The organism is Curtobacterium sp. 1544 (assembly GCF_040544915.1).
GTDB lineage: Bacteria > Actinomycetota > Actinomycetes > Actinomycetales > Microbacteriaceae > Curtobacterium > Curtobacterium pusillum_C.
Genome location: NZ_JBEPKX010000011.1, coordinates 31,263 through 49,827 on the forward strand (window position 1 = coordinate 31,263; position 18,565 = coordinate 49,827).

Genomic DNA, 18,565 nt, shown 5'->3' on the forward strand with positions numbered 1-18,565 from the left:
CAATGTCGAGCCGACATCGCTGTGGGATGTCCACACGGGGCCGACACCGGTCGCCAGGCAGGATTGTCCGGTGATCGTCGTCGTCGCGCCCGGACAGGGCTCCCAGACCCCCGGCTTCCTCGCCCCCTGGCTCGAGGACGCCGCCGTTCGTGACCGTGTGGGGGCGTGGTCGGAGGCCATCGGCGTCGACCTCGCGAAGCACGGCACCGAGTCCGACGCGGACACGATCAAGGACACCGCGCTCGCGCAGCCCCTCATCGTCGCCGCCGGCCTCGTGACCGCCGACGCGCTGCTCGCCGACGGCCGCCGTGCCCTGGTGGGTGGAGTCGCCGGACACTCCGTCGGCGAGTTCACCGCTGCCGGCGTCGCCGGGATCCTCGAGCCGACGGACGCCGTGGCGCTCGTCGCCGAACGCGGACGGGCGATGGCGGACGCCGCTGCGCTCGAGCCGACCTCGATGGCCGCGGTCCTCGGCGGGGACGCCGAGTCCGTCGCCGCGGCGCTCGAGCAGCACGGCCTCGTGCCCGCGAACCACAACGGCGGCGGACAGACCGTCGTCGCCGGTGCCGCCGCGGCGATCCAGGAGCTCGCGGCCGACCCGCCCGCGAAGGCCCGTGTGATCCCCCTCGCCGTCGCCGGCGCGTTCCACACCCGGTACATGGCGTCCGCCGTCGAGCGAGTCGCCCCGGTCGCGGCCGCTGCGACCGTGCAGGACCCGACCCTCCCGATCTGGACGAACGCCGACGGCTCCCGCGTCGACGACGGCCGTCGCTTCGTCGACCTCATGGTGAACCAGATCGCGAACCCCGTGCACTGGGACGCCGTGATGGAGTCGTTCGCGGGTGCCGGTGTGACCGGGATCATCGAACTCGCACCGGCCGGTGCCCTCGTCGGCCTGGCGAAGCGCGGACTCCGCGGCACGCCGACCGTCGCCATCAAGACCCCCGACGACCTGCCCGCAGCGATCGACCTGCTGCAGAGCGCGGGCCAGGAAGCAGACGCCACCGCATGACCGACCGTCCCATGCTCGCCCAGCGACGCGGCCACGAGTTCACCCGGATCCTCGCCTTCGGCGCTGCCCGCGGCGAGAACGAGGTGCCGAACGACGACCTCGTCGGCCCGATCGACTCGTCCGACGAGTGGATCCGCCAGCGCACCGGCATCGTCACGCGCAAGCGTGCCGGACAGGACGTCGAGGCGGTCGACCTCGCCGAGACCGCTGCGCGCGAGGCGATCGCGAAGGCCGGCATCGAGCCGTCGCAGATCGGCGTCGTGCTGGTCAGCACCGTGACGCACACGGTCGCGACGCCGTCCATGGCGTCGCTGCTCGCCGAGCGCATCGGCGCGACCCCGGCGGCCGCGTACGACATCAGCGCCGCCTGCGCCGGGTACGCGTACGGGATCGCCCAGGCCGACTCGTTCATCAAGTCCGGTCTCGCCGACCACGTGCTCGTCGTCGGGGCGGAGAAGCTCAGCGACGTCGTCGACCCGACCGACCGCTCGATCTCCTTCCTGCTCGGCGACGGAGCGGGTGCTGCCGTGATCGGCCCGAGCGACTTCCCCGGCATCGCCCCGACCATCTGGGGATCCGACGGCTCGAAGTGGGACGCCATCGGCATGACGGCGACCTACAAGGAGTGGGAGGCCGGCGCACCCCGTCCGACCATGCGCCAGGCGGGCCAGACGGTCTTCCGCTGGGCCGTGTGGGAGATGGTCAAGGTCGCCCGCGAAGCCCTCGAGACCGCCGGCGTCCGGCCGGAGGACCTCGCCGCCTTCGTCCCGCACCAGGCGAACATCCGCATCATCGACGAGTTCGCCAAGCAGCTCGGCCTGCCGGAGTCCGTCGTGATCGCACGCGACATCACCACCACCGGCAACACCTCCGCGGCGAGCATCCCGCTCGCCACGCACCGCCTGCTCGAGGAGAACCCCGAGCTCTCCGGCGGCCTCGCCCTGCAGATCGGCTTCGGCGCCGGTCTGGTCTTCGGCGCCCAGGTCGTCGTCCTCCCCTAGTCCATCCCGACGAGCCTCCGGGCGCGCGCGCCGCTCGTGCCCTAGGCTGGTCCACGGTCAAACGACACCCCCCTCAAGGAGAATCCCCATGGCCCTGTCCAACGAAGAAGTCCTCGCCGGCCTGGCCGAGCTGATCAACGACGAGACCGGCATCGCGACCGACACCGTCGCAGCCGACAAGTCGTTCACCGACGACCTCGACATCGACTCCATCTCGATGATGACCATCGTCGTCAACGCCGAAGAGAAGTTCGACGTGAAGATCCCCGACGAAGAGGTCAAGAACCTCAAGACCGTCGGCGACGCCGTCGACTTCATCGTCAAGGCACAGGCCTGACGCGAACTTCCTGAGCGCCGCGGCCCCGGCGAACCGAGGGCCGCGGCGCTCATCTCGTTCCATCCACACGAAAGAACACGTCGTTCCATGACCAACAAGACCGTCGTCGTCACCGGGATCGGTGCCATCACGCCCCTCGCCGCGACCGCCCCGGAGACGTGGGAGGCGCTGCTCGCCGGCAAGTCCGGCATCACCCGCATCGAGGACCCGCGCTACGCCGAGCTCGAACTCCCCGTCGAGTTCGCCGGCCAGGCGCGCCGGTTCCTCACCGACCAGCTGACCCGCCCGGAGACGAAGCGCCTCGACCCGTCGTCGCAGCTGTCGCTCGTCGCCGCGCGCGAGGCCTGGGCCGACGCCGGCATCGACGACGAGTCCGTCGTCCCCGAGCGCCTCATCGTCGACTGGGCGACCGGCATCGGCGGCGTGAACACGCTCCTCGACGCCTGGGACACCCTGCGCGAGAAGGGCCCGCGCCGCGTCATGCCGATGACGGTCCCGATGCTCATGGCGAACGGCCCGGCCGCCGCCATCGAGATGGAGTTCGGCGCCCGCGGTGGCGCCCGCACCTACCTGTCCGCGTGCGCGTCGTCCACCGAGTCCCTCGCCGAGGCCTACCGCCACGTCGCGAGCGGCGACGCCGACATCGTCATCACCGGTGGTGCCGAGGCCGCCCTGCACCCGCTGCCCCTCGCGGCGTTCGCGGCCATGCAGGCGCTCTCGCGTCGCAACGACTCCCCTGAGACCGCGTCGCGTCCGTACGACGTCACGCGCGACGGCTTCGTGCTCGGTGACGGCGCTGCGGCGCTCGTCCTCGAGTCGAAGGAGCACGCCGAGGCCCGCGGCGCCAAGATCTACGCCGAGGTCGCCGGCGCCGGCATCACCTCGGACGCCTTCCACATCACCGCGCCGGACCCCGAGGGCAGCGCAGCCGCCCGCGCCGTCCTGCAGGCGCTCGAGCACGCCGGTGCCGCGCGCGAGGACGTCGTGCACGTCAACGCGCACGCCACCTCGACCCCGGTGGGCGACATCGCCGAGTACCACGCGATGCGCCGGGTCTTCGGTGACCACCTCGACCAGATCGTCGTGTCGGCCACCAAGGCGTCGACCGGTCACCTCCTCGGTGGTGCCGGTGCGATCGAGGCTGCCTTCACGGTGCTGGCGCTGCACAACCGCGTCGCGCCCCCGACGATCAACCTCACCGAGCAGGACCCGGAGATCGTGATGGACGTCGCCACGGCGCCGCGTGAGCTGCCGCAGGGCGACCTGCTCGCGGTGAGCAACTCGTTCGGCTTCGGTGGGCACAACGCGGTGGTCGCGTTCCGCACCGCCTGATCCGGTCCACCCCGGCCTGGAGGCCCGTCCCGCGTCGTCGGGGCGGGCCTCCAGGCCGGGGTGGACCGGATCAGGCGCGAAAGCGACGCACTGCCGCCGAGTGCCGCCGTCTTCTCCGCGAAAGCGACAGTTCCCCGCCGAACATCGGCGGGGAACTGTCGCTTTGGTGGAACCGGAGGACGGGACGGAGGAAGGACGGAACGGAGGGATCGGTGCGGGGTCAGCCGACGCGGTGGAGCCAGACGACGGGGTTGCCCTCGGCCGCGTGCCGGAAGGGCTCGAGTTCGTCGTCCCACGCCTGACCGAGCGCCAGACGGAGCTCGCGGTGCAGCTCGAGGGCGTTGCTGCCGGCGACCTCCATCGCGTAGCGGACGCGGTCCTCGGGGACGACCATGTTCCCCGTGACGTCCGTCTGCGCGTAGAAGACGCCGAGGTCCGGCGTGTGCATCCAGCGGCCGCCGTCTGACTCCGAGGTCGGTTCCTCGGTGACCTCGTAGCGGAGGTGCTCCCAGCCGCGGAGGGCAGAGGCGATCGCGGCACCGGTGCCGACCGCGCCGGTCCAGGTGAACTCGGTGCGTCGGGCGCCGTCCTGCGCCGGCTGGTCGAGCCACGAGAAGTTCACGGCACGGGTCATGGCACGACCTGCCGCCCATTCGACGTGCGGGCAGAGCGCGCGTGGTGAGGAGTGCACGTAGAGCACCCCGGTGGTCGTTCCGTTCACGATTCCTCCGATTCGTCAGGTGCGACTTCCCCATCGACCTGTGCTTCGGAGTGTTCGTTCGGAACCATCGATATCCGATTGTGATGTCCTTGCGGACACGCCCATTATGCAGCCTGGGCGCTGGGAACGCCAGACACCGCGTCGGGAGTCAGTGGAAGACGTGTCGGGTGGTGTCGACCGGGTGCCGCTCCCCCGCGGTGATCGCCACCGGGATGCGGTTCTCCTCCGGTGGGATCGGGCAGGCGAACTGGTACGAGAACGCGCACGGCGGCAGGACGAGCAGGTTCCAGTCGAGCACGACCTCGGCGGCGGCGCCGGGGTCGTCGAGGTACAGGAAGCGCCCCATGGAGTAGGTGCTACCCGAGTCGTCCTCGGGCAGGGCGCTGGTGGCGTCCTGCACGATGAGCTGCAGCCGCGCCGACCCCTGGAACGGTGCCGAGCGGACCGCGACGAGCCGGACGGCCGTGCTGCCGAAGGCCGTCTCGATGTGTCCGGCGACCTCGAGCGGATCGCCGGCGGCGTCGAGGACGCTCCCACGCGCCTCCAGGCCATCCACCGGCGTGTACCTGCCGGACGTGACCCAGGCGTCGGACCGGTCGAAGCGCGCGATCGCCGCGAAGCGGGTGATCGCCTCGGATGCCGGGTCCCAGACGCGGAGCATGCCGCCGGACACCGTTCCTGCGAAGCCGTCGGGGAACGCGACCGTGGACGGGACCACGGCCTGGTCACCGGCGACCAGGACCTCGCCGTCCACCGGGACACCGTCGACGACCACGCCGTCCTCGGTCGCGGCCGTGACCGTCAGGCCGCCGGCAGCCGGGGCCCACGTGCCGGGGACGGGCCACACCGGCTGAGCGTGGTCGACGTGCTGGGCGTTCACGAGCGCCAACGGGCCACGAGGACTCGTCGCCCAGCGCGCACGGCCGGCGACGTGGTCCTCGTACTCGGTCACGACTGCTCTTGCCGCGGGTAGATGACCTTCTGGACGATGATGATCACCGACGCGGCGACGGGCAGGGCGACGAGTGCGCCGAGCACCCCGCCGATCGTGCCACCCGCGACGGCCGCGATCACGACGAGGGCGCCGGGGACCTGGACCGCGCGGGACATGATGCGCGGGGAGATCACGTAGGCCTCCACCTGCATGTACACGAGGTAGTAGATCGCCGCGGCGAGGGCGGTCGCGGGCGAGGCGAACAGGCACAGCAGCGAGATGACGATCGCGGCGGCCAGGGTGCCGACGAGCGGGATGAGCGAGCCGAGGAACGCGAACGACGCGAGCAGCACGGGCAGCGGGGCACCGATGATGAGCAGGAACACCAGGCTCAGGATGCCGTTGATGAGCGCCTGCGAGATCTGGCCCACCACGTAGCGACCGACGGCCTGGGTGATCTGCTCGCTGACGTCGATGAAGTTCTGCCGACGCGACGCCGGCACGAAGCGGTAGGTCATCGACTTCATCCCGCGCATCGACGCGAGGAAGTAGAGCATCAGGATGATGACGATCACGGCACCGGTCAGCCCGGACAAGATGCCGCTGCCGACCGCCAGGATCCCGCCGCCCAGGCTCAGCAGGTTGCCCGGGTTCTCGACGAAGGACTGCACCGACTGCAGCGCGTGGTCGATGTCGAACGACCCCGAGAACTGGTCGGAGAGGTTCTGGACCCACTCCTGGTTCGAGATGTCCTTGACGATGTCCGGGAAGTTCTGGATCAGGTTCGTGGCCTGCTGCACCAGGATCGGGACGACCGCGAACACCACGCCTGCGAACGCCGCGAGGACCCCGACCACGACCACCGTGATGGCGACCCAGCGCGGGACGAAGCGCTCGAGGAACGAGACCAGCGGGTCGATGCCGAGCGCCAGGAAGAGGGCGACGCCGATGTAGACGAGGACCGTGGACAGCTGGTGCACGATCGAGCCCGCGACGAGCGCGACGAGCACACCGATCGCGCCCATGAAGCCGATCCGGAACGCGTTGACGCGCACGCCTGTGCCACCACGGGTCACCTCGAACGTCACGTTGGGCGTCGGGCTGTGGTCCTCTTGCTGCGGTGTGTCGCGCTTTCTCGGCAGGTGCACGTAGGGCGGGCGGGACTTGAACCCGCGAATCGTTCGGTTATGAGCCGACTGCCTTGACCAGCTTGGCTACCGCCCCTCGCCGGGGACCGTCAGGCCACCGGCTCCCCACGATACAGCGACTCGAACGTCGAGAGCGTGCGGTTGATGTCGTGTGCCTCGATCATCGCCAGGCTGCGCTCCCGCATGGCCACGTAGTCCGCGTCCGAAGCGGTGAGCACTGCCGTCAGCTTCGCCGCGAGGTCCTGCTCGTCACCCGGGGTGAACAGGTACCCGTTGCCGTCGATGAGGTGCGGCAGCGCCATCGAGTCCGCCGCGACGACGGGGAGCCCGGAGGCCATGCCCTCGAGCGACGAGATGCTCTGCAGTTCGGCCGTCGACGGCATCGCGAACACCGTGGCGTTCGTGAGCGCCTGCCGCTTCGCCTCGTCGGAGACGAAGCCGAGGAACCGGATGCGGTCCTCCAGCCCGAGCTCCTTCGCCTGTGCCTTGAGCTTCGGGATCATCTCGCCGTCGCCGACGATGGTGAGCGTCGCCTCGAGCTCGGCCGGCAGCGCGGCGAGGGCACGGACGAGGACGTCGAGGTTCTTCTCCGGAGCGACCCGGCCGACGAAGACGATGTCGTTCTGCGCCGGGCGGCCCTCGCGCGCCACGTACCGGGTGGCGTCGATCCCGCACGAGATCGCGAGGACGCGCTGCCCGGCGATGGCGCGCCGGAGGTAGTCCGCCGCGAGGTTCGTCGGCGTCGTGATCGTGTCGGCCAGCCGGTAGGTCTTCGCGGCGTCGTTCCAGGCGATCTTCAGCGCGATCGGCAGGGTCCGCTTGCCGAAGGGCGTGTACTCGAGCAGGTTCTCCGGCATGAAGTGGTTCGTCGCGACCACCCGGATGCCGCGGTCGTGCGCCTCGTGCACGATGCCACGGCCGATCACCACGTGCGACTGGATGTGGAGGACGTCGGGCTTGACGGCGTCCAGGATCGGCGCCGTCCACTTGCGGACGCTCCAGGGCCAGACGAACCGCAGCCAGGCGTGCAGCGGCCACTTGTACGACTTCAGGCGGTGCACGACGAGGGTGACCCCGCGGTGCTCCTCGTCGAAGGTGCCGTAGTGGCGGCTCGAGGCGGGCGCGACGACGTGGACCTCGTGCCCGCGCTCGGCGAGGCCGACGGCGAGTTGCTCGGCGAAGGTGGCGGCGCCGTTGACGTCCGGCGGGAAGGTGTCCGCGGCGATCAGGACACGCAGCGGTCGTCGACCCCCCGTCGCACCCGTCGGCTCGGCGGTGGCGGTGGTGGCGTCCTCTGACACGGCGGGCGTCGTCCTCTCGTGGGCGATTGCTGGTCGGTCTCCGACGGTACCGCAGGGGCCCGACGGTGCGCGTCCGCCTCGCGGCGGACACGACCCTACGCAGGTATGACGGGTGTTCCGGCGCCTACCCCCGGGTCTGCGGGTGGTGCTTCGCGAGCAGGAACACGCCGGTGATGGCGATGGCGGCGGCGACCACGAAGCCGGCGACCGCGATGAACGGCGCACCGGCCGCCTCGCCGAGGACGATCACGCCGATGCCCACGGCGACGATCGGGTCGATCACCGTCAGGCCCGCGATCACCAGGTCGGCCGAGCCGGCGGAGTAGGCGTTCTGCACGAAGTACCCGCCGAGCGACGCGGCGACGACCACCCCGACGATCGCGAGGACCGTCAGCCAGTCGAACGTGTGGTTGACGAAGCGGTTCAGCGTGACCTTCGCCAGCGTCGCCACGAAGCCGTAGAGGATGCCCGCGCCGACGATGTAGTAGAGCGCGCTCTTGTGCTTCGCCACGACCCGGAACGACACCAGCACGAGGACGAGCACGACCGCCAGGATCACCAGCACCGTGACGAGCTGCTGACGGGTGATGGCACTCTCGTGGCCGACGAACGCCGCGATGCCCACGAAGATCGCGACACCGATGATGCAGGTCCACACGGCCCGACGGGCGCGGCGGCCGAGCGGGACACCGGACGACCGTGAGGAGAACCACGTCGTGATCACCAGGGCGACCGCCCCGAGCGGCTGCACGACGATGAGCGGCGCGTAGGTGATGCTCACGAGCTGCAGCACGACGGCGATGCCGAGCATGAGCGTGCCGAGCACCCAGTACCCGCTCGAGACCAGCCCGACCACGTGCCGGACGCTGAGGCCCTTCGACTGCCGGCCGAGACGCGCCTCGACCCGCTGCACCCCGCGGCTCTGGAACTGCGCGCCGAGGGACAGGAACACCGCGCCGATGAGCGCGACGGGGATCATGAGCGCCTGGAACGGCGTGAGGTTCACCGCGTCCGGCAGCTGGAGGTCCGTCGTCACGCGTCGAGGCTACCGTCCCCCGCCGGATAACCTGGGTGAATGGCCGTTCTCCCGATCCGCATCACCGGCGAACCCGTCCTGCACGAGCGTGCAGCCGAGGTCACCGAGTTCGATGACGACCTCCGTTCCCTCGTCGCCGACATGTACGAGACCATGGACCTGGCTCCCGGGGTCGGGCTCGCCGGACCCCAGGTCGGCGTCGGCAAGCGGCTCTTCGTGTACTCATGGACCGATGATGACGAGGTCCTGCACCGCGGTGTCGCCGTGAACCCCGTCCTGTGGACGACCCCCGCCGTCCCCGAGGCTGTGGAGGAGCTCGACGAGGACGACGAGTCCGAGGGCTGCCTCTCCGTCCCGGGCGAGCGCTTCCCGCTCCGCCGGTCCGGGGCAGCCCTGCTCCGCGCGGTCGACGAGCACGGCGACCCCTTCGAGGTCGAGGCGCACGGCTGGCTCGCCCGCATCTTCCAGCACGAGTACGACCACCTCGACGGGTACCTCTACGCCGACCGGCTCGTGCACCCCTACGGCAAGCAGGTCGCGAAGGCGATCCGGAAGAACAGCTGGGGCGGGCCGGGCAAGTCCTGGTTGCCGGGTCGCGACCACCCCGAGGGCTGACGCCGCAGGACACTGCGGGCTGTCGCCCGGACCCAGCCTGGAGGCGCGGGTCAGCTCCGCCAGGCAGCGAGTGCGTCGCGCAGGTGGTCCGTCTCCGGATGACCCGGGCAGTACTCGAGCAGACCGGCGGCGACGTGCGCCTGGGCCGACGAAGTCACGGCGTCCACCCACAGGCCGCTCCCCCGCACGGCGCACCCAGAGGCGAGCTCCTCGAGGGTCGCGTCGCCGTCGGTCGCCTGCACGGCTGCACGCTGCTGCGACGACATCTCCGTCCCGGTGATCCGCTCGGCCGTGCAGTCGGTGCGGTCGTCCTCCCACACCGCCGAGTAGGTCGTGTACGTCTCGGTGCGCTCGGACGAACCGTCCGCACACACGAACGCGAACACGATCGGCGAGGTCCCGGAGGCCGAGACCCCGGACGTCGCTCCGGTGTCGAGGGAGTCCTCGGGCTCGGACTCCGCCCCGGTCGTGCAGCCGACGAGACCGATCGCCGCGGCGACGACGACGCCCACGGCGAGGGCTCGGCGCACGGTGATCACCTGTGAACGCTAACAGCTTCCGCCCATGCGTCCGCTGCGAGTCCGGCTCGCCCGAGACTCGGCCCCAGCGACACTTCTCGCGCCCCGGACCCCGAGAAGTGTCACCCAGCGCGAGACTCGGCCCGCCGCGCGCGCTCGCACCCGCGCACGCAAAAGGCCCCCACCCGAAGGTGAGGGCCTGTCTGCTCCCCGAGTTGGACTCGAACCAACAACCTGCCGGTTAACAGCCGGCTGCTCTGCCAATTGAGCTATCGAGGATCACTGTCCGCTGGCGAATGTCGTGCGAACAACGGGTAACAGCATAGCAGCAACCCGGAGCCACCCCGCGCATCCGGCACGCATCCCGGGCGTGCCGCCCGCGGGACCGGTGCGCCGCGCGACCGTGCTCAGTACCCCGCCACCGGGTCGACGACCCCCACGAACCCCGTGCCGGACCCACCGAGGAACGCCGCCGTGTTCAGCCGCACCCGCTCGGCGAGCAGCGGCGCCACCATCTCCGGCGTGTCGGCCTGGTGCGGCGTGATGATCGCGCCCGGCTCGTCCCACAGCGGGTGGCCGTCGGGCAGCGGCTCGGGATCGGTCACGTCGAGCCCCGCAGCGGCGATCGAGCCGTCACGCAGAGCGTCCACCAGGGCCTCGGTGTCGACGAGTCCCCCGCGGGCGATGTTCACCAGTCGTGCGGACGGCTTCATGATCGAGAACTGCCGGGCGCCGAACAGCTTCGCCGTGCCGGAGGTCATGGCGGCGGCGATCATCACGACGTCGGCATCGGGCAGGACCTCGTCGAGCTGGTCGGTGGTCACCGTGCGCGAAGCCCCGTCGACGGGCGACGACGAGCGCCGCACGACGGTCACCGAGACCTCGAACGGCGCGAGCAACCGGATGTACTCCTGCGCGATCCCGCCGGCACCGATCACGACGACGTTCCGGCCGTACAACGAGACACCCTCGGGCTCGGTCGCCCACGAGCGTGCACGGGCCCGCTTCTGCAGCACCCGGAGCGTCCCGAGGGTCAGCGCGAGGGCGTGCTCGGCGACCGGCTCGGCGTACGCGCCCTTCGCGGAGGTGAAGAGCACCCGGTCACCGTGGGACTGGATCAGCTCGGCGAACGCGTCGACGCCGGCGAACGGCAGCTGGACCCAGCCGACACCGGGAGCGGACTCCAGCGCATCGGACAGGCCCGCGGGGTCGCGGGGGTCGAGCCACACGAGCCCGCGGGCGTCGGTGTCGAGCGGGCCGACCGTTCCACCGGCGGACGCCACTGCCGCTTCGTGCAGCGACGCCGACGACGTGGCCGGCGCGATCGCGACCGGTCCGGCGGCGGGCGGCGCGACCGGCAGCGCAGCGCTCGCGTCCGTCACGACCGCGCGGTGCCCGCGAACGTCCGAGGCGCTCACGCGTTCTCCTGCCGTTCCGAACGCGGTCCGGTACCGGCCGAGACGGGCCGGCGGGGGGCCGACGAGCGTCGGGCCGGGTTCACGGCCGCAGCAGCGGGGCGCCGCTTCACCGGCCGGGCCGCGGTGGACGCGAGCGTCTTGACGTACGGGTCGACGGGGTTCTCGAGGACCTCGTCGAAGGTGCCGAGGCCGACGAGCCGGCTCTCGGCCATGATCGCCACCCGGTCGGCGAGGGCCCGTGCCTCGCGGAGGTCGCTCGACACGACGACCGCCGAGAACTGCCGGTTCCGCTGCAGGGTCGCGAGCGCCTCGAGCACCGACTGGCGCACGAGGACGTCCACGCCGCGCGCGGGTTCGTCGGCGACGAGGAGCTGCGGCTCGAGGACGAGCGCCCGGGCGAGGGCGACACGCTGCCGCTGCCCGCTCGAGAGCTCCCACGTGTTGAGCCGCATCACCCCGAGCGGCAGGTGCACGGCGTCGACCAGGCGCGCGACGATGAGGCCGGCTTCCTTCCGGTCGAACCGCCGGTCGCGCACGTAGATCGGTTCGGCGATGGCTTCGCCGACGGTCAGGTCCGGGCTGAGCCGGTCCGCGCCGTCCTGCGGCAGGTAGCCGATGCGTCCGCTGAGCCGCTCGGCCTTCCGCGAGGTCGTCCGCAGCCCGCGGGTCTTCTGCCCGAGCACGGTGAGTTCGCCCCCGACGATGTGCCGGCGGTGGGCACCCTCGCCCTCGCCGGTGGCGCCGAGCTGCCCCGCGATCGCCGCGGCGAAGGTCGACTTGCCGGACCCGGACTCGCCGAGCACGGCGAGGATCTCCCCCTGGCGGACCGTCAGGCTGACGCCGTCGACGGCACGGATCGCGTCCGTCCCCCGTCCGCTCCGGTACTCGATCGACACGTCGTCTGCGACGACCGCCGGTCCGTTCACCGCGATCATGGGTCCCCTTCCACGCCGCCCCCTGGCGGCGGTTCGCGACGGGCCGGGTGCACCGGCCGTCGTGCGTGGTGCGGTGGAGGTGACTGCCTGGAGGCGGGGGGGGGGGGGGGGGGGCGCCCCCCCCCCCCCCCCCGGGGGGGGGGGGGGGGGGGCCCCCCCCCCCCCCGCCCCCCCCCCCCGGCCCCCCCCCCCCGCCCCGGGGGGGGGGGGGGGGGGGGGGGGGGGCCGCCGGGGGGGGGGGGGGGGGGGGGGGGGGGGGGGGGGGGGGGGGGGGGGGGGGGCGCCCCCCCCCCCCCCCCCGCCTCCAGGCTGGTCGCGTCGGGTCAGGACCCGGCGTTCTCCAGTGCCTCAAGCGTACGCCGTCGCTCGGCCTGTTCCGCTGGGTCCGGCACCGGGAGTGAGGCCAGGAGTCGCTGCGTGTACGGGTGCTGCGGTGCGCCGAGGACCTCGGCCGTCGTCCCGGTCTCGACCAGGTCGCCGCGGTAGAGCACCGCGATCCGGTCCGAGAGCGCGCCGACGACCGCGAGGTCGTGGCTGATGAACAGCGACGCGAACCCGAGGTCCTGCTGGAGCTCGAGGAACAGCTCCAGCACGCGCGCCTGCACCGACACGTCGAGCGCACTCGTCGGCTCGTCGGCGATGAGCAGCTTCGGACGCAACGCGATCGACCGCGCGAGCGACGCCCGCTGCCGCTGCCCACCAGACAGCTCGTGCGGGTACCGGTCACCGTACGCGGCCGGCAGCTGCACCATCTCGAGGAGCTCACCCACACGCTTCCGGGCGGCCCGCGGGCTCGACACCTCGCCGTGCACGACGAGCGGTTCGGCGACGCACTCCGAGATCGTGAGGAGCGGGTTGAACGAGGTCGCCGGGTCCTGGAAGACGAACCCGATGTCCTTGCGGTGCCGCTTGAAGTCCCGCTCGCGGTACCCGAGCATCTCGGTGCCGAGCACGCGGAGCGAGCCGCCGGTGACCCGCGTCAGCCCGGCCATCGCCCGGCCGATCGTGGTCTTGCCCGAGCCGGACTCCCCCACCAGGCCGAGCACCTCGCCGGGACGGATCTCGAGGTCGACGCCCTTCACGGCCTTGAACGCGTGCGCACCGAGCCGGCCCGGGTACTCGATCTCGAGGCCCTTCGCCGACACCAGCGGCTCGACGTCCGACGTGATCGCGGCGCGACGGGCGTCTCCGGTGGAGGCCTCGAGCCGAGGCACCGCGGCGAGCAGCCGCTTCGTGTAGTCGGCCTTCGGGTCCGCGAAGAGCTCGCGGACCGGGGCTTCCTCGACGACCTCGCCCTGGTACATCACGGCGACGCGGTCGGCCAGGTCGGCCACCACGCCCATGTTGTGCGTGATGATGACGATCGCGGCACCGAACTCGTCGCGGCAGCGGCGGAGGAGGTCGAGGATCTCCGCCTGCACCGTCACGTCGAGCGCCGTCGTCGGTTCGTCCGCGATGATCACCGACGGCTCGAGGGCCAGCGCGCTCGCGATCACGACGCGCTGCTTCTGCCCACCGGAGAACTGGTGCGGGTAGTGGTCGACGCGCGTCTCCGGGTCGGGGATGCCGACCCGACGGAGGTAGTCGATCGCCTTCGCGCGGGCCTCCTTCTTGGAGACGCCGCCGTGCGCCCGGAGGCCCTCGGCGATCTGCCACCCGACCGTGAAGACCGGGTTGAGCGCCGTGGAGGGCTCCTGGAACACCATCGCGCCCGCCGTGCCGCGGAGGCTCCGCAGTTTCTGCGCGCCGACCGAGACGACGTCCGTCCCGTCGAGGTACACCGCGCCGCCGAGGGTCGCCGTCTCGGGCATCAGCCGGAGGATGCTGCGGGCCGTGACGGACTTGCCCGAGCCGGACTCGCCGACGAGGGCGAGGACCTCACCGGGGCGGACGTCGAGGGTGACGCCCTTGACCGCGTCGACGGCGCCGCCGTCCGTGGCGAAGGTGACGGTCAGGTCGTCGACGACGACGACCGGTTCCGTGGTGGTGTCGCTCATGCTGCCGCCCCTTCCGTGCTGGCGGCCTGCTTGCGCGACACCAGCTGCTTCATCCGCCGGCGCGCACGCAGGCGGGGATCCGAGATGTCGTTGAGGCTCTCGCCGATGAACGTCACGCCGAGCACCAGCACGACGATCGCGACACCCGGGAAGACACCGGTCCACCAGACGCCGCTCGCGACGTCGGACAGCGCGCGGCTGAGGTCGTAGCCCCACTCGGCGCCGCTGGTCGGGCCGATGCCGAAGCCCAGGAAGCCGAGGCCCGCGAGCGTCAGGATCGCGTCACTCGCGTTCAGCGTGAGGATCAGCGGCAGGGACCGCGTCGAGTTGCGGAGCACGTGCCGCGTCATGATGCGCCACGGGTTCGTGCCCATCACGCGCGCGGACTCGACGAACGCCTCGTTCTTCAGGCGGACGGCCTCGGCGCGGACGACCCGGAAGTACTGCGGGACGTACACGACCGTGATCGAGATGGCTGCGGCGATGATGCCGCCGGAGTAGCTCGAGTTGCCGCCGGAGATGACGATCGAGACGACGATCGCGAGCAGCAGGGACGGGAACGCGTAGATGGCGTCGGCCACCACCACGAGGATGCGGTCGAGCCAGCCACCGATGTACCCGGAGACCATGCCGAGGATCACGCCGATGATGATCGACACGACGACGGCCACGATCACCACGAGCACCGCGGTCCGGGCGCCGTAGACCACGCGGCTGAACACGTCGAAGCCGCCGACGGTGGTGCCCCAGATGTGCACGGAGCTCGGCTCGCCGGTGCGAGGGAAGCTCTGGCCGTCCGCGCCCTGCAGCTGGCCGAAGCCGTACGGGGCGATGAGCGGCGCGGCGATCGCGACGATCAGGTACAGGGCGCAGATGACCACGCCGGTGATGAGCATGGCGCGCTGCCAGCCCGTGCTCTTGCGGAGCTGGAGGATGACGGGCAGCCGCTTCCAGAGCGGCTCGTGGCGGTCGACGAGGGAGGTGTCAGCCATCTCTAGAACCTCACTCTCGGGTCGATCAGTGCCGCGACGACGTCGACGATGAAGTTCGTCACCGCGACGATCACGGCGAGCATCGCGACGATGCCCTGGACGGCGACGAAGTCGCGGGCCGACAGGTACTGGTTCAGCTCGAAGCCGAGGCCGCGCCAGCCGAAGGTGGTCTCGGTCAGGACGGACCCGCCCAGCAGCATGGCGATCTGCAGCCCCATGACGGTGATGATCGGCACCAGGGCCGGGCGGAACGCGTGCGTCCGGACGAGACGTGCCTCGCGGACACCGCGGGAGCGGGCCGCGTCGACGTACTCGGAACCGAGCGACCCGATCATGTTCGCGCGCACCAGGCGCAGGAAGATGCCGGCGGTCAGCAGGCCGAGCGTCATCGCGGGCAGCACGGCGTGCGCCAGGACGTCGGTGATGATCTCGGCGTTGCCGGTCCGCAACGCGTCGATGATGTAGATGCCGGTGGCGCCGGGGATGTTGTCGAGGACGAGCGACACCCGTGTCGACGCCCGGTCACCGAGCGGCAGCCAGCCGAGCCACACCGAGAACACGAGCTTCAGCAGCAGGCCGCCGAAGAACACCGGCGTGGCGTAGGTCAGGATCGCGAGGGCGCGGAACAGCACGTCCGGCCACTTGTCGCGCATGTACGCGGCGAGCATGCCGAGCGGGATGCCGAGCACCAGCGCGACGATGAGCGCGTAGAACACGAGCTCCGCGGTGGCGCCGCCGTACGTGACGATGATCTCGGTGATCGGGCGGTTGTCGGTCGCCGTCGTGCCGAAGTCACCGCGGACGATCTTGCCGAGGTACTCGAAGTACTGCACGAGCACGGGTCGGTCGTACCCGGCCGCGTGCAGGCGCTCCTGCAGCTGGCTCGGGGTGAGGCGACCGCCGACGGACGCGGTGATCGGGTTCCCGATGACGCGCATCAGGAAGAACACGAGCGTCACCAGGATGAAGACGGTCGGGAAGATGAGGAGGAACCGGACGAGGACGTACCGGCCGAGCCCGCCACCACTGCCCTTGGCACTGCGCTGTGCCTGTGGCTTGGTGGGGTCGGAACCGTTCACGTCCTGCGTCGCCTCGGGGGTGCTGAGGGTCACGGGGAGGGGTGCCTTTCGTGGACGTGACCAGGGGGCGTCCCTCGTGGGAACGCCCCCTGGTCCTCGTCGGTGTTACTTGGAGAGGGTCGCGTAGCGGAACTTGTACGAGGAGTCGAGGGTCAGGCCCTTGACGTCCTTGGCCGCGACGGCGACGGACTTGCCCTGCAGCAGCGGCAGCGTCGAGATCTGCGTCGCCTCACGCTCCTGCGCCTGCTCGATCAGGGTGGCGCGCTTGTCCTTGTCGGACTCCTGCTGCTCGTCGGAGATGAGCCCCTGGATCGTCGGGTCGTCGTAGTGGTTCTGGACGAAGTTGTCCTTCGTGAAGAACGGCGACAGGTAGTTGTCCGCGTCCGAGAAGTCCGGGAACCAACCGAGCTGGTACACCGGGTAGGCGTCCTTCGTGCGCTCCTGCGCGTACGTCGTGTAGACCGTCGACTGGATGTTCACGGTGAACAGGCCGGAGTTCTCGAGCTGGGTCTTGAGCTCCGCGTACTCGTCGTCCGACGTCGAGCCGTAGTGGTCCGGCGCGTACTGGATGTCGAGCTGCACCTTGCCGGTGACGCCCGCCTTCGACAGGGTGTCCTTCGCCTTGTCGACGTCGGCCCCACCGTCACCGTCGCCGTAGAGCTTCTCGAACGGCTTCGCGGCGCCCGTCAGGCCGTCCGGGACCATCGAGTAGAGCGGCGAGTAGGTGTCGTTGTAGACGTCCTTCGCGAGCTTCTCGCGGTCGACGACGTCGGCGACGGCCTGGCGCACGGCGAGGGCCTTCGTCTCGTCGGCGTCCGACTGCTTCGCGCCGAACGGCTGCGTGTTGAAGTTGAAGACCAGGTAGCGGATCTCGCCGCCGGGGCCGTCGGTGACCTTGACCTTGTCGTCCTTGCGGAGATCGGCGATGTCGGTCGGCGTCAGCGAGCGGTACGCCACGTCGACGTCGCCCTTCTGCACGGCGAGCTTGAGGTCGGTCTCCTTGGTGTAGTAGCTCGCCGTGACCTCGTCGGTCTTCGGCTTGCCCAGGAGCCCGTCGTAGTTCTTGTTCGCCTTGTACTGGATCGTGTCGTTCTCCTTGTAGGAGCTGATCGAGTACTGCCCGGCGAAGGCCTTGCCCTTGACGATGTCGGCCGCCGGCGTGAGCTTGTCGGCGGAGAACACCTGCTCGTCGACGATCGGGCCGGCGGGGCTGGAGAGCACCTGCGGCCAGGTCTGGTCGGCGTGGTCGAGGTTGAACACGACCGTGGTGTCGTCCGGCGTCTCGATGCTCTTGAGGTTCGCGAGCAGCGACTGCGGGCCGTTCTCGTTGTTGATCTTCAGCTCGCGCTCGAACGAGAACTTGACGTCGCTCGACGTCAGGTCGTTCCCGTTGGCGAACTTCAGCCCGCTCTTGAGCTTGACCGTGTACGTCGTGTCGTTGGTGAACTCGCCGCTCTCGGCGATGTCCGGCTTGACGTCCGGGCTGCCGACGGGGGTGTTCATCAGGAACGGGAAGACCTGGTTCTGCACGGCGAACGAGCCGTTGTCGTACGAACCAGCCGGGTCGAGCGAGGTGATCTTGTCGGTCGTGCCGATGCTGATGCCGTCGAGGGCGGTGTCGCTGACACTGCCGCTCGCGCAGCCCGTGAGCACCAGCGCCGTCGCTGCTGCCCCGGCGCCGAGCGCGATGCCGCGCCTGCCCCACTTCGCTGTGTGCTTCTTGAACACGGATGCCATGTTCGATGCCTCTCTTGGTGGTGAATGCAAGGGTCCTGGGCCGGAGGTGGATCGTCTGTGTGCCCGGCCAGGAACGCTCATTGCTATCACCCTGTCACGGAACTGCACGAACCGAGGGAGATTTGTTTACACCGCTGTAATGCAGGAGTGCGTCGCGTGTTGCATCATCCGTGCGTGCAGGACCGGCGCGTCGCGCACGAAAGTTGCGCGTTGCAACGGGCGATCTTGTCGCGCTCCACCCCGGGTGGCGCCCGCCGCGAGCGGGCAAAATACTCACCGCTCACGCGCCGCTCGCAGCGTGTTCCGCCCGCTCGACATCCGGCACGCGGCGTGTTCCGCCCGTCCGGCACGTCCGCCGCCAGGGCAGCCTGGAGGCGCGGCACCGGTCCGCACCGTCCGGTGCCGTGGCAGTCGCGGTCGCGTCCTCGACCCCGGCGGACGCTCGTCACGAA

17 protein-coding genes, 2 tRNA genes and 1 pseudogene are annotated in these 18,565 nt (G+C 70.7%); 5 read left to right on the forward strand and 15 right to left on the reverse strand.

What is annotated here, in order from left to right; translation table 11 throughout:
* Positions 1–70: 70 nt before the first annotated feature.
* From ABIC61_RS08695 to ABIC61_RS08710, 4 genes are all read left to right on the forward strand, one after another.
* Positions 71–1,012 (forward strand): ACP S-malonyltransferase, encoded by a 942-nt coding sequence (locus ABIC61_RS08695; RefSeq protein ID WP_354029594.1) that lies wholly within the window; start codon positions 71–73, stop codon positions 1,010–1,012.
* On the forward strand, positions 1,009–2,013 hold the full coding sequence (locus ABIC61_RS08700) for a beta-ketoacyl-ACP synthase III (protein WP_354029595.1): 1,005 nt from the start codon (positions 1,009–1,011) through the stop codon (positions 2,011–2,013). The genes ABIC61_RS08695 and ABIC61_RS08700 overlap by 4 nt, the downstream gene beginning before the upstream one ends.
* A gap of 88 nt (positions 2,014–2,101) precedes the next feature.
* A complete protein-coding gene (locus ABIC61_RS08705; RefSeq protein ID WP_058741348.1) occupies positions 2,102–2,350 on the forward strand; it encodes an acyl carrier protein in 249 nt (82 codons plus the stop codon).
* A gap of 87 nt (positions 2,351–2,437) precedes the next feature.
* A complete protein-coding gene (locus ABIC61_RS08710) occupies positions 2,438–3,682 on the forward strand; it encodes a beta-ketoacyl-[acyl-carrier-protein] synthase family protein (protein WP_354029596.1) in 1,245 nt (414 codons plus the stop codon).
* A 220-nt stretch (positions 3,683–3,902) separates the two neighbouring features.
* Here the strand turns inward: ABIC61_RS08710 and ABIC61_RS08715 are convergent, their stop codons facing one another.
* From ABIC61_RS08715 to ABIC61_RS08740, 6 genes are all read right to left on the reverse strand, one after another.
* A complete protein-coding gene (locus ABIC61_RS08715; protein ID WP_440130695.1) occupies positions 3,903–4,403 on the reverse strand; it encodes a DUF3145 domain-containing protein in 501 nt (166 codons plus the stop codon).
* A gap of 148 nt (positions 4,404–4,551) precedes the next feature.
* Positions 4,552–5,355 (reverse strand): DUF1684 domain-containing protein, encoded by an 804-nt coding sequence (locus ABIC61_RS08720; protein ID WP_354029597.1) that lies wholly within the window; start codon positions 5,353–5,355, stop codon positions 4,552–4,554.
* Positions 5,352–6,392: an AI-2E family transporter gene (locus tag ABIC61_RS08725; protein WP_255257417.1), complete on the reverse strand. Its 1,041-nt coding sequence runs from the start codon at positions 6,390–6,392 to the stop codon at positions 5,352–5,354. Before ABIC61_RS08725 ends, ABIC61_RS08720 begins: the two co-directional genes overlap by 4 nt.
* Before the next feature lie 94 nt (positions 6,393–6,486).
* Positions 6,487–6,561: transfer RNA gene (locus tag ABIC61_RS08730), tRNA-Ile, on the reverse strand.
* 13 nt (positions 6,562–6,574) lie between these two features.
* Positions 6,575–7,786 carry a glycosyltransferase gene (locus ABIC61_RS08735; protein ID WP_354029598.1) on the reverse strand — a complete coding sequence of 404 codons (1,212 nt, stop codon included), beginning with the start codon at positions 7,784–7,786 and terminating at the stop codon, positions 6,575–6,577.
* A 124-nt stretch (positions 7,787–7,910) separates the two neighbouring features.
* Positions 7,911–8,822: a multidrug DMT transporter permease gene (locus ABIC61_RS08740; RefSeq protein WP_354029599.1), complete on the reverse strand. Its 912-nt coding sequence runs from the start codon at positions 8,820–8,822 to the stop codon at positions 7,911–7,913.
* A 39-nt stretch (positions 8,823–8,861) separates the two neighbouring features.
* Here ABIC61_RS08740 and def point away from each other — a divergent pair, with 39 nt between their 5' ends.
* Positions 8,862–9,437 (forward strand): peptide deformylase, encoded by a 576-nt coding sequence (gene def, locus ABIC61_RS08745; RefSeq protein WP_354029600.1) that lies wholly within the window; start codon positions 8,862–8,864, stop codon positions 9,435–9,437.
* 50 nt (positions 9,438–9,487) lie between these two features.
* Here def and ABIC61_RS08750 read toward each other — a convergent pair whose 3' ends face one another.
* The 9 genes and pseudogenes from ABIC61_RS08750 to ABIC61_RS08785 all read right to left on the reverse strand — a co-directional run bounded on the left by ABIC61_RS08750 (position 9,488) and on the right by ABIC61_RS08785 (position 18,113).
* Positions 9,488–9,976, reverse strand: a complete 489-nt coding sequence (locus tag ABIC61_RS08750; RefSeq protein WP_354029601.1) for a hypothetical protein — start codon at positions 9,974–9,976, stop codon at positions 9,488–9,490.
* A gap of 185 nt (positions 9,977–10,161) precedes the next feature.
* Positions 10,162–10,234, reverse strand: a tRNA-Asn gene (locus ABIC61_RS08755).
* Positions 10,235–10,362: 128 nt separating this feature from the next.
* Positions 10,363–11,373, reverse strand: a complete 1,011-nt coding sequence (locus ABIC61_RS08760) for a D-isomer specific 2-hydroxyacid dehydrogenase family protein (RefSeq protein WP_354029602.1) — start codon at positions 11,371–11,373, stop codon at positions 10,363–10,365.
* Positions 11,370–12,308, reverse strand: a complete 939-nt coding sequence (locus tag ABIC61_RS08765) for an ATP-binding cassette domain-containing protein (protein WP_144750313.1) — start codon at positions 12,306–12,308, stop codon at positions 11,370–11,372. The genes ABIC61_RS08760 and ABIC61_RS08765 overlap by 4 nt, the downstream gene beginning before the upstream one ends.
* Before the next feature lie 323 nt (positions 12,309–12,631).
* Entirely contained in the window at positions 12,632–14,305 is a 1,674-nt protein-coding gene (locus ABIC61_RS08770) for an ABC transporter ATP-binding protein (RefSeq protein WP_354029603.1), read from the reverse strand.
* On the reverse strand, positions 14,302–15,297 hold the full coding sequence (locus ABIC61_RS08775) for an ABC transporter permease (RefSeq protein WP_354029604.1): 996 nt from the start codon (positions 15,295–15,297) through the stop codon (positions 14,302–14,304). The genes ABIC61_RS08770 and ABIC61_RS08775 overlap by 4 nt, the downstream gene beginning before the upstream one ends.
* Before the next feature lie 2 nt (positions 15,298–15,299).
* Positions 15,300–15,965, reverse strand: coding sequence for an ABC transporter permease (locus ABIC61_RS18625; protein ID WP_502908795.1), 666 nt, complete (start codon positions 15,963–15,965; stop codon positions 15,300–15,302).
* Positions 15,966–16,100: 135 nt separating this feature from the next.
* A pseudogene (locus tag ABIC61_RS18630) lies at positions 16,101–16,409 on the reverse strand (ABC transporter permease); the annotation flags it as partial.
* A gap of 72 nt (positions 16,410–16,481) precedes the next feature.
* Positions 16,482–18,113, reverse strand: a complete 1,632-nt coding sequence (locus tag ABIC61_RS08785; protein WP_354029605.1) for an ABC transporter substrate-binding protein — start codon at positions 18,111–18,113, stop codon at positions 16,482–16,484.
* Between the last annotated feature and the right edge of the window lie 452 nt (positions 18,114–18,565).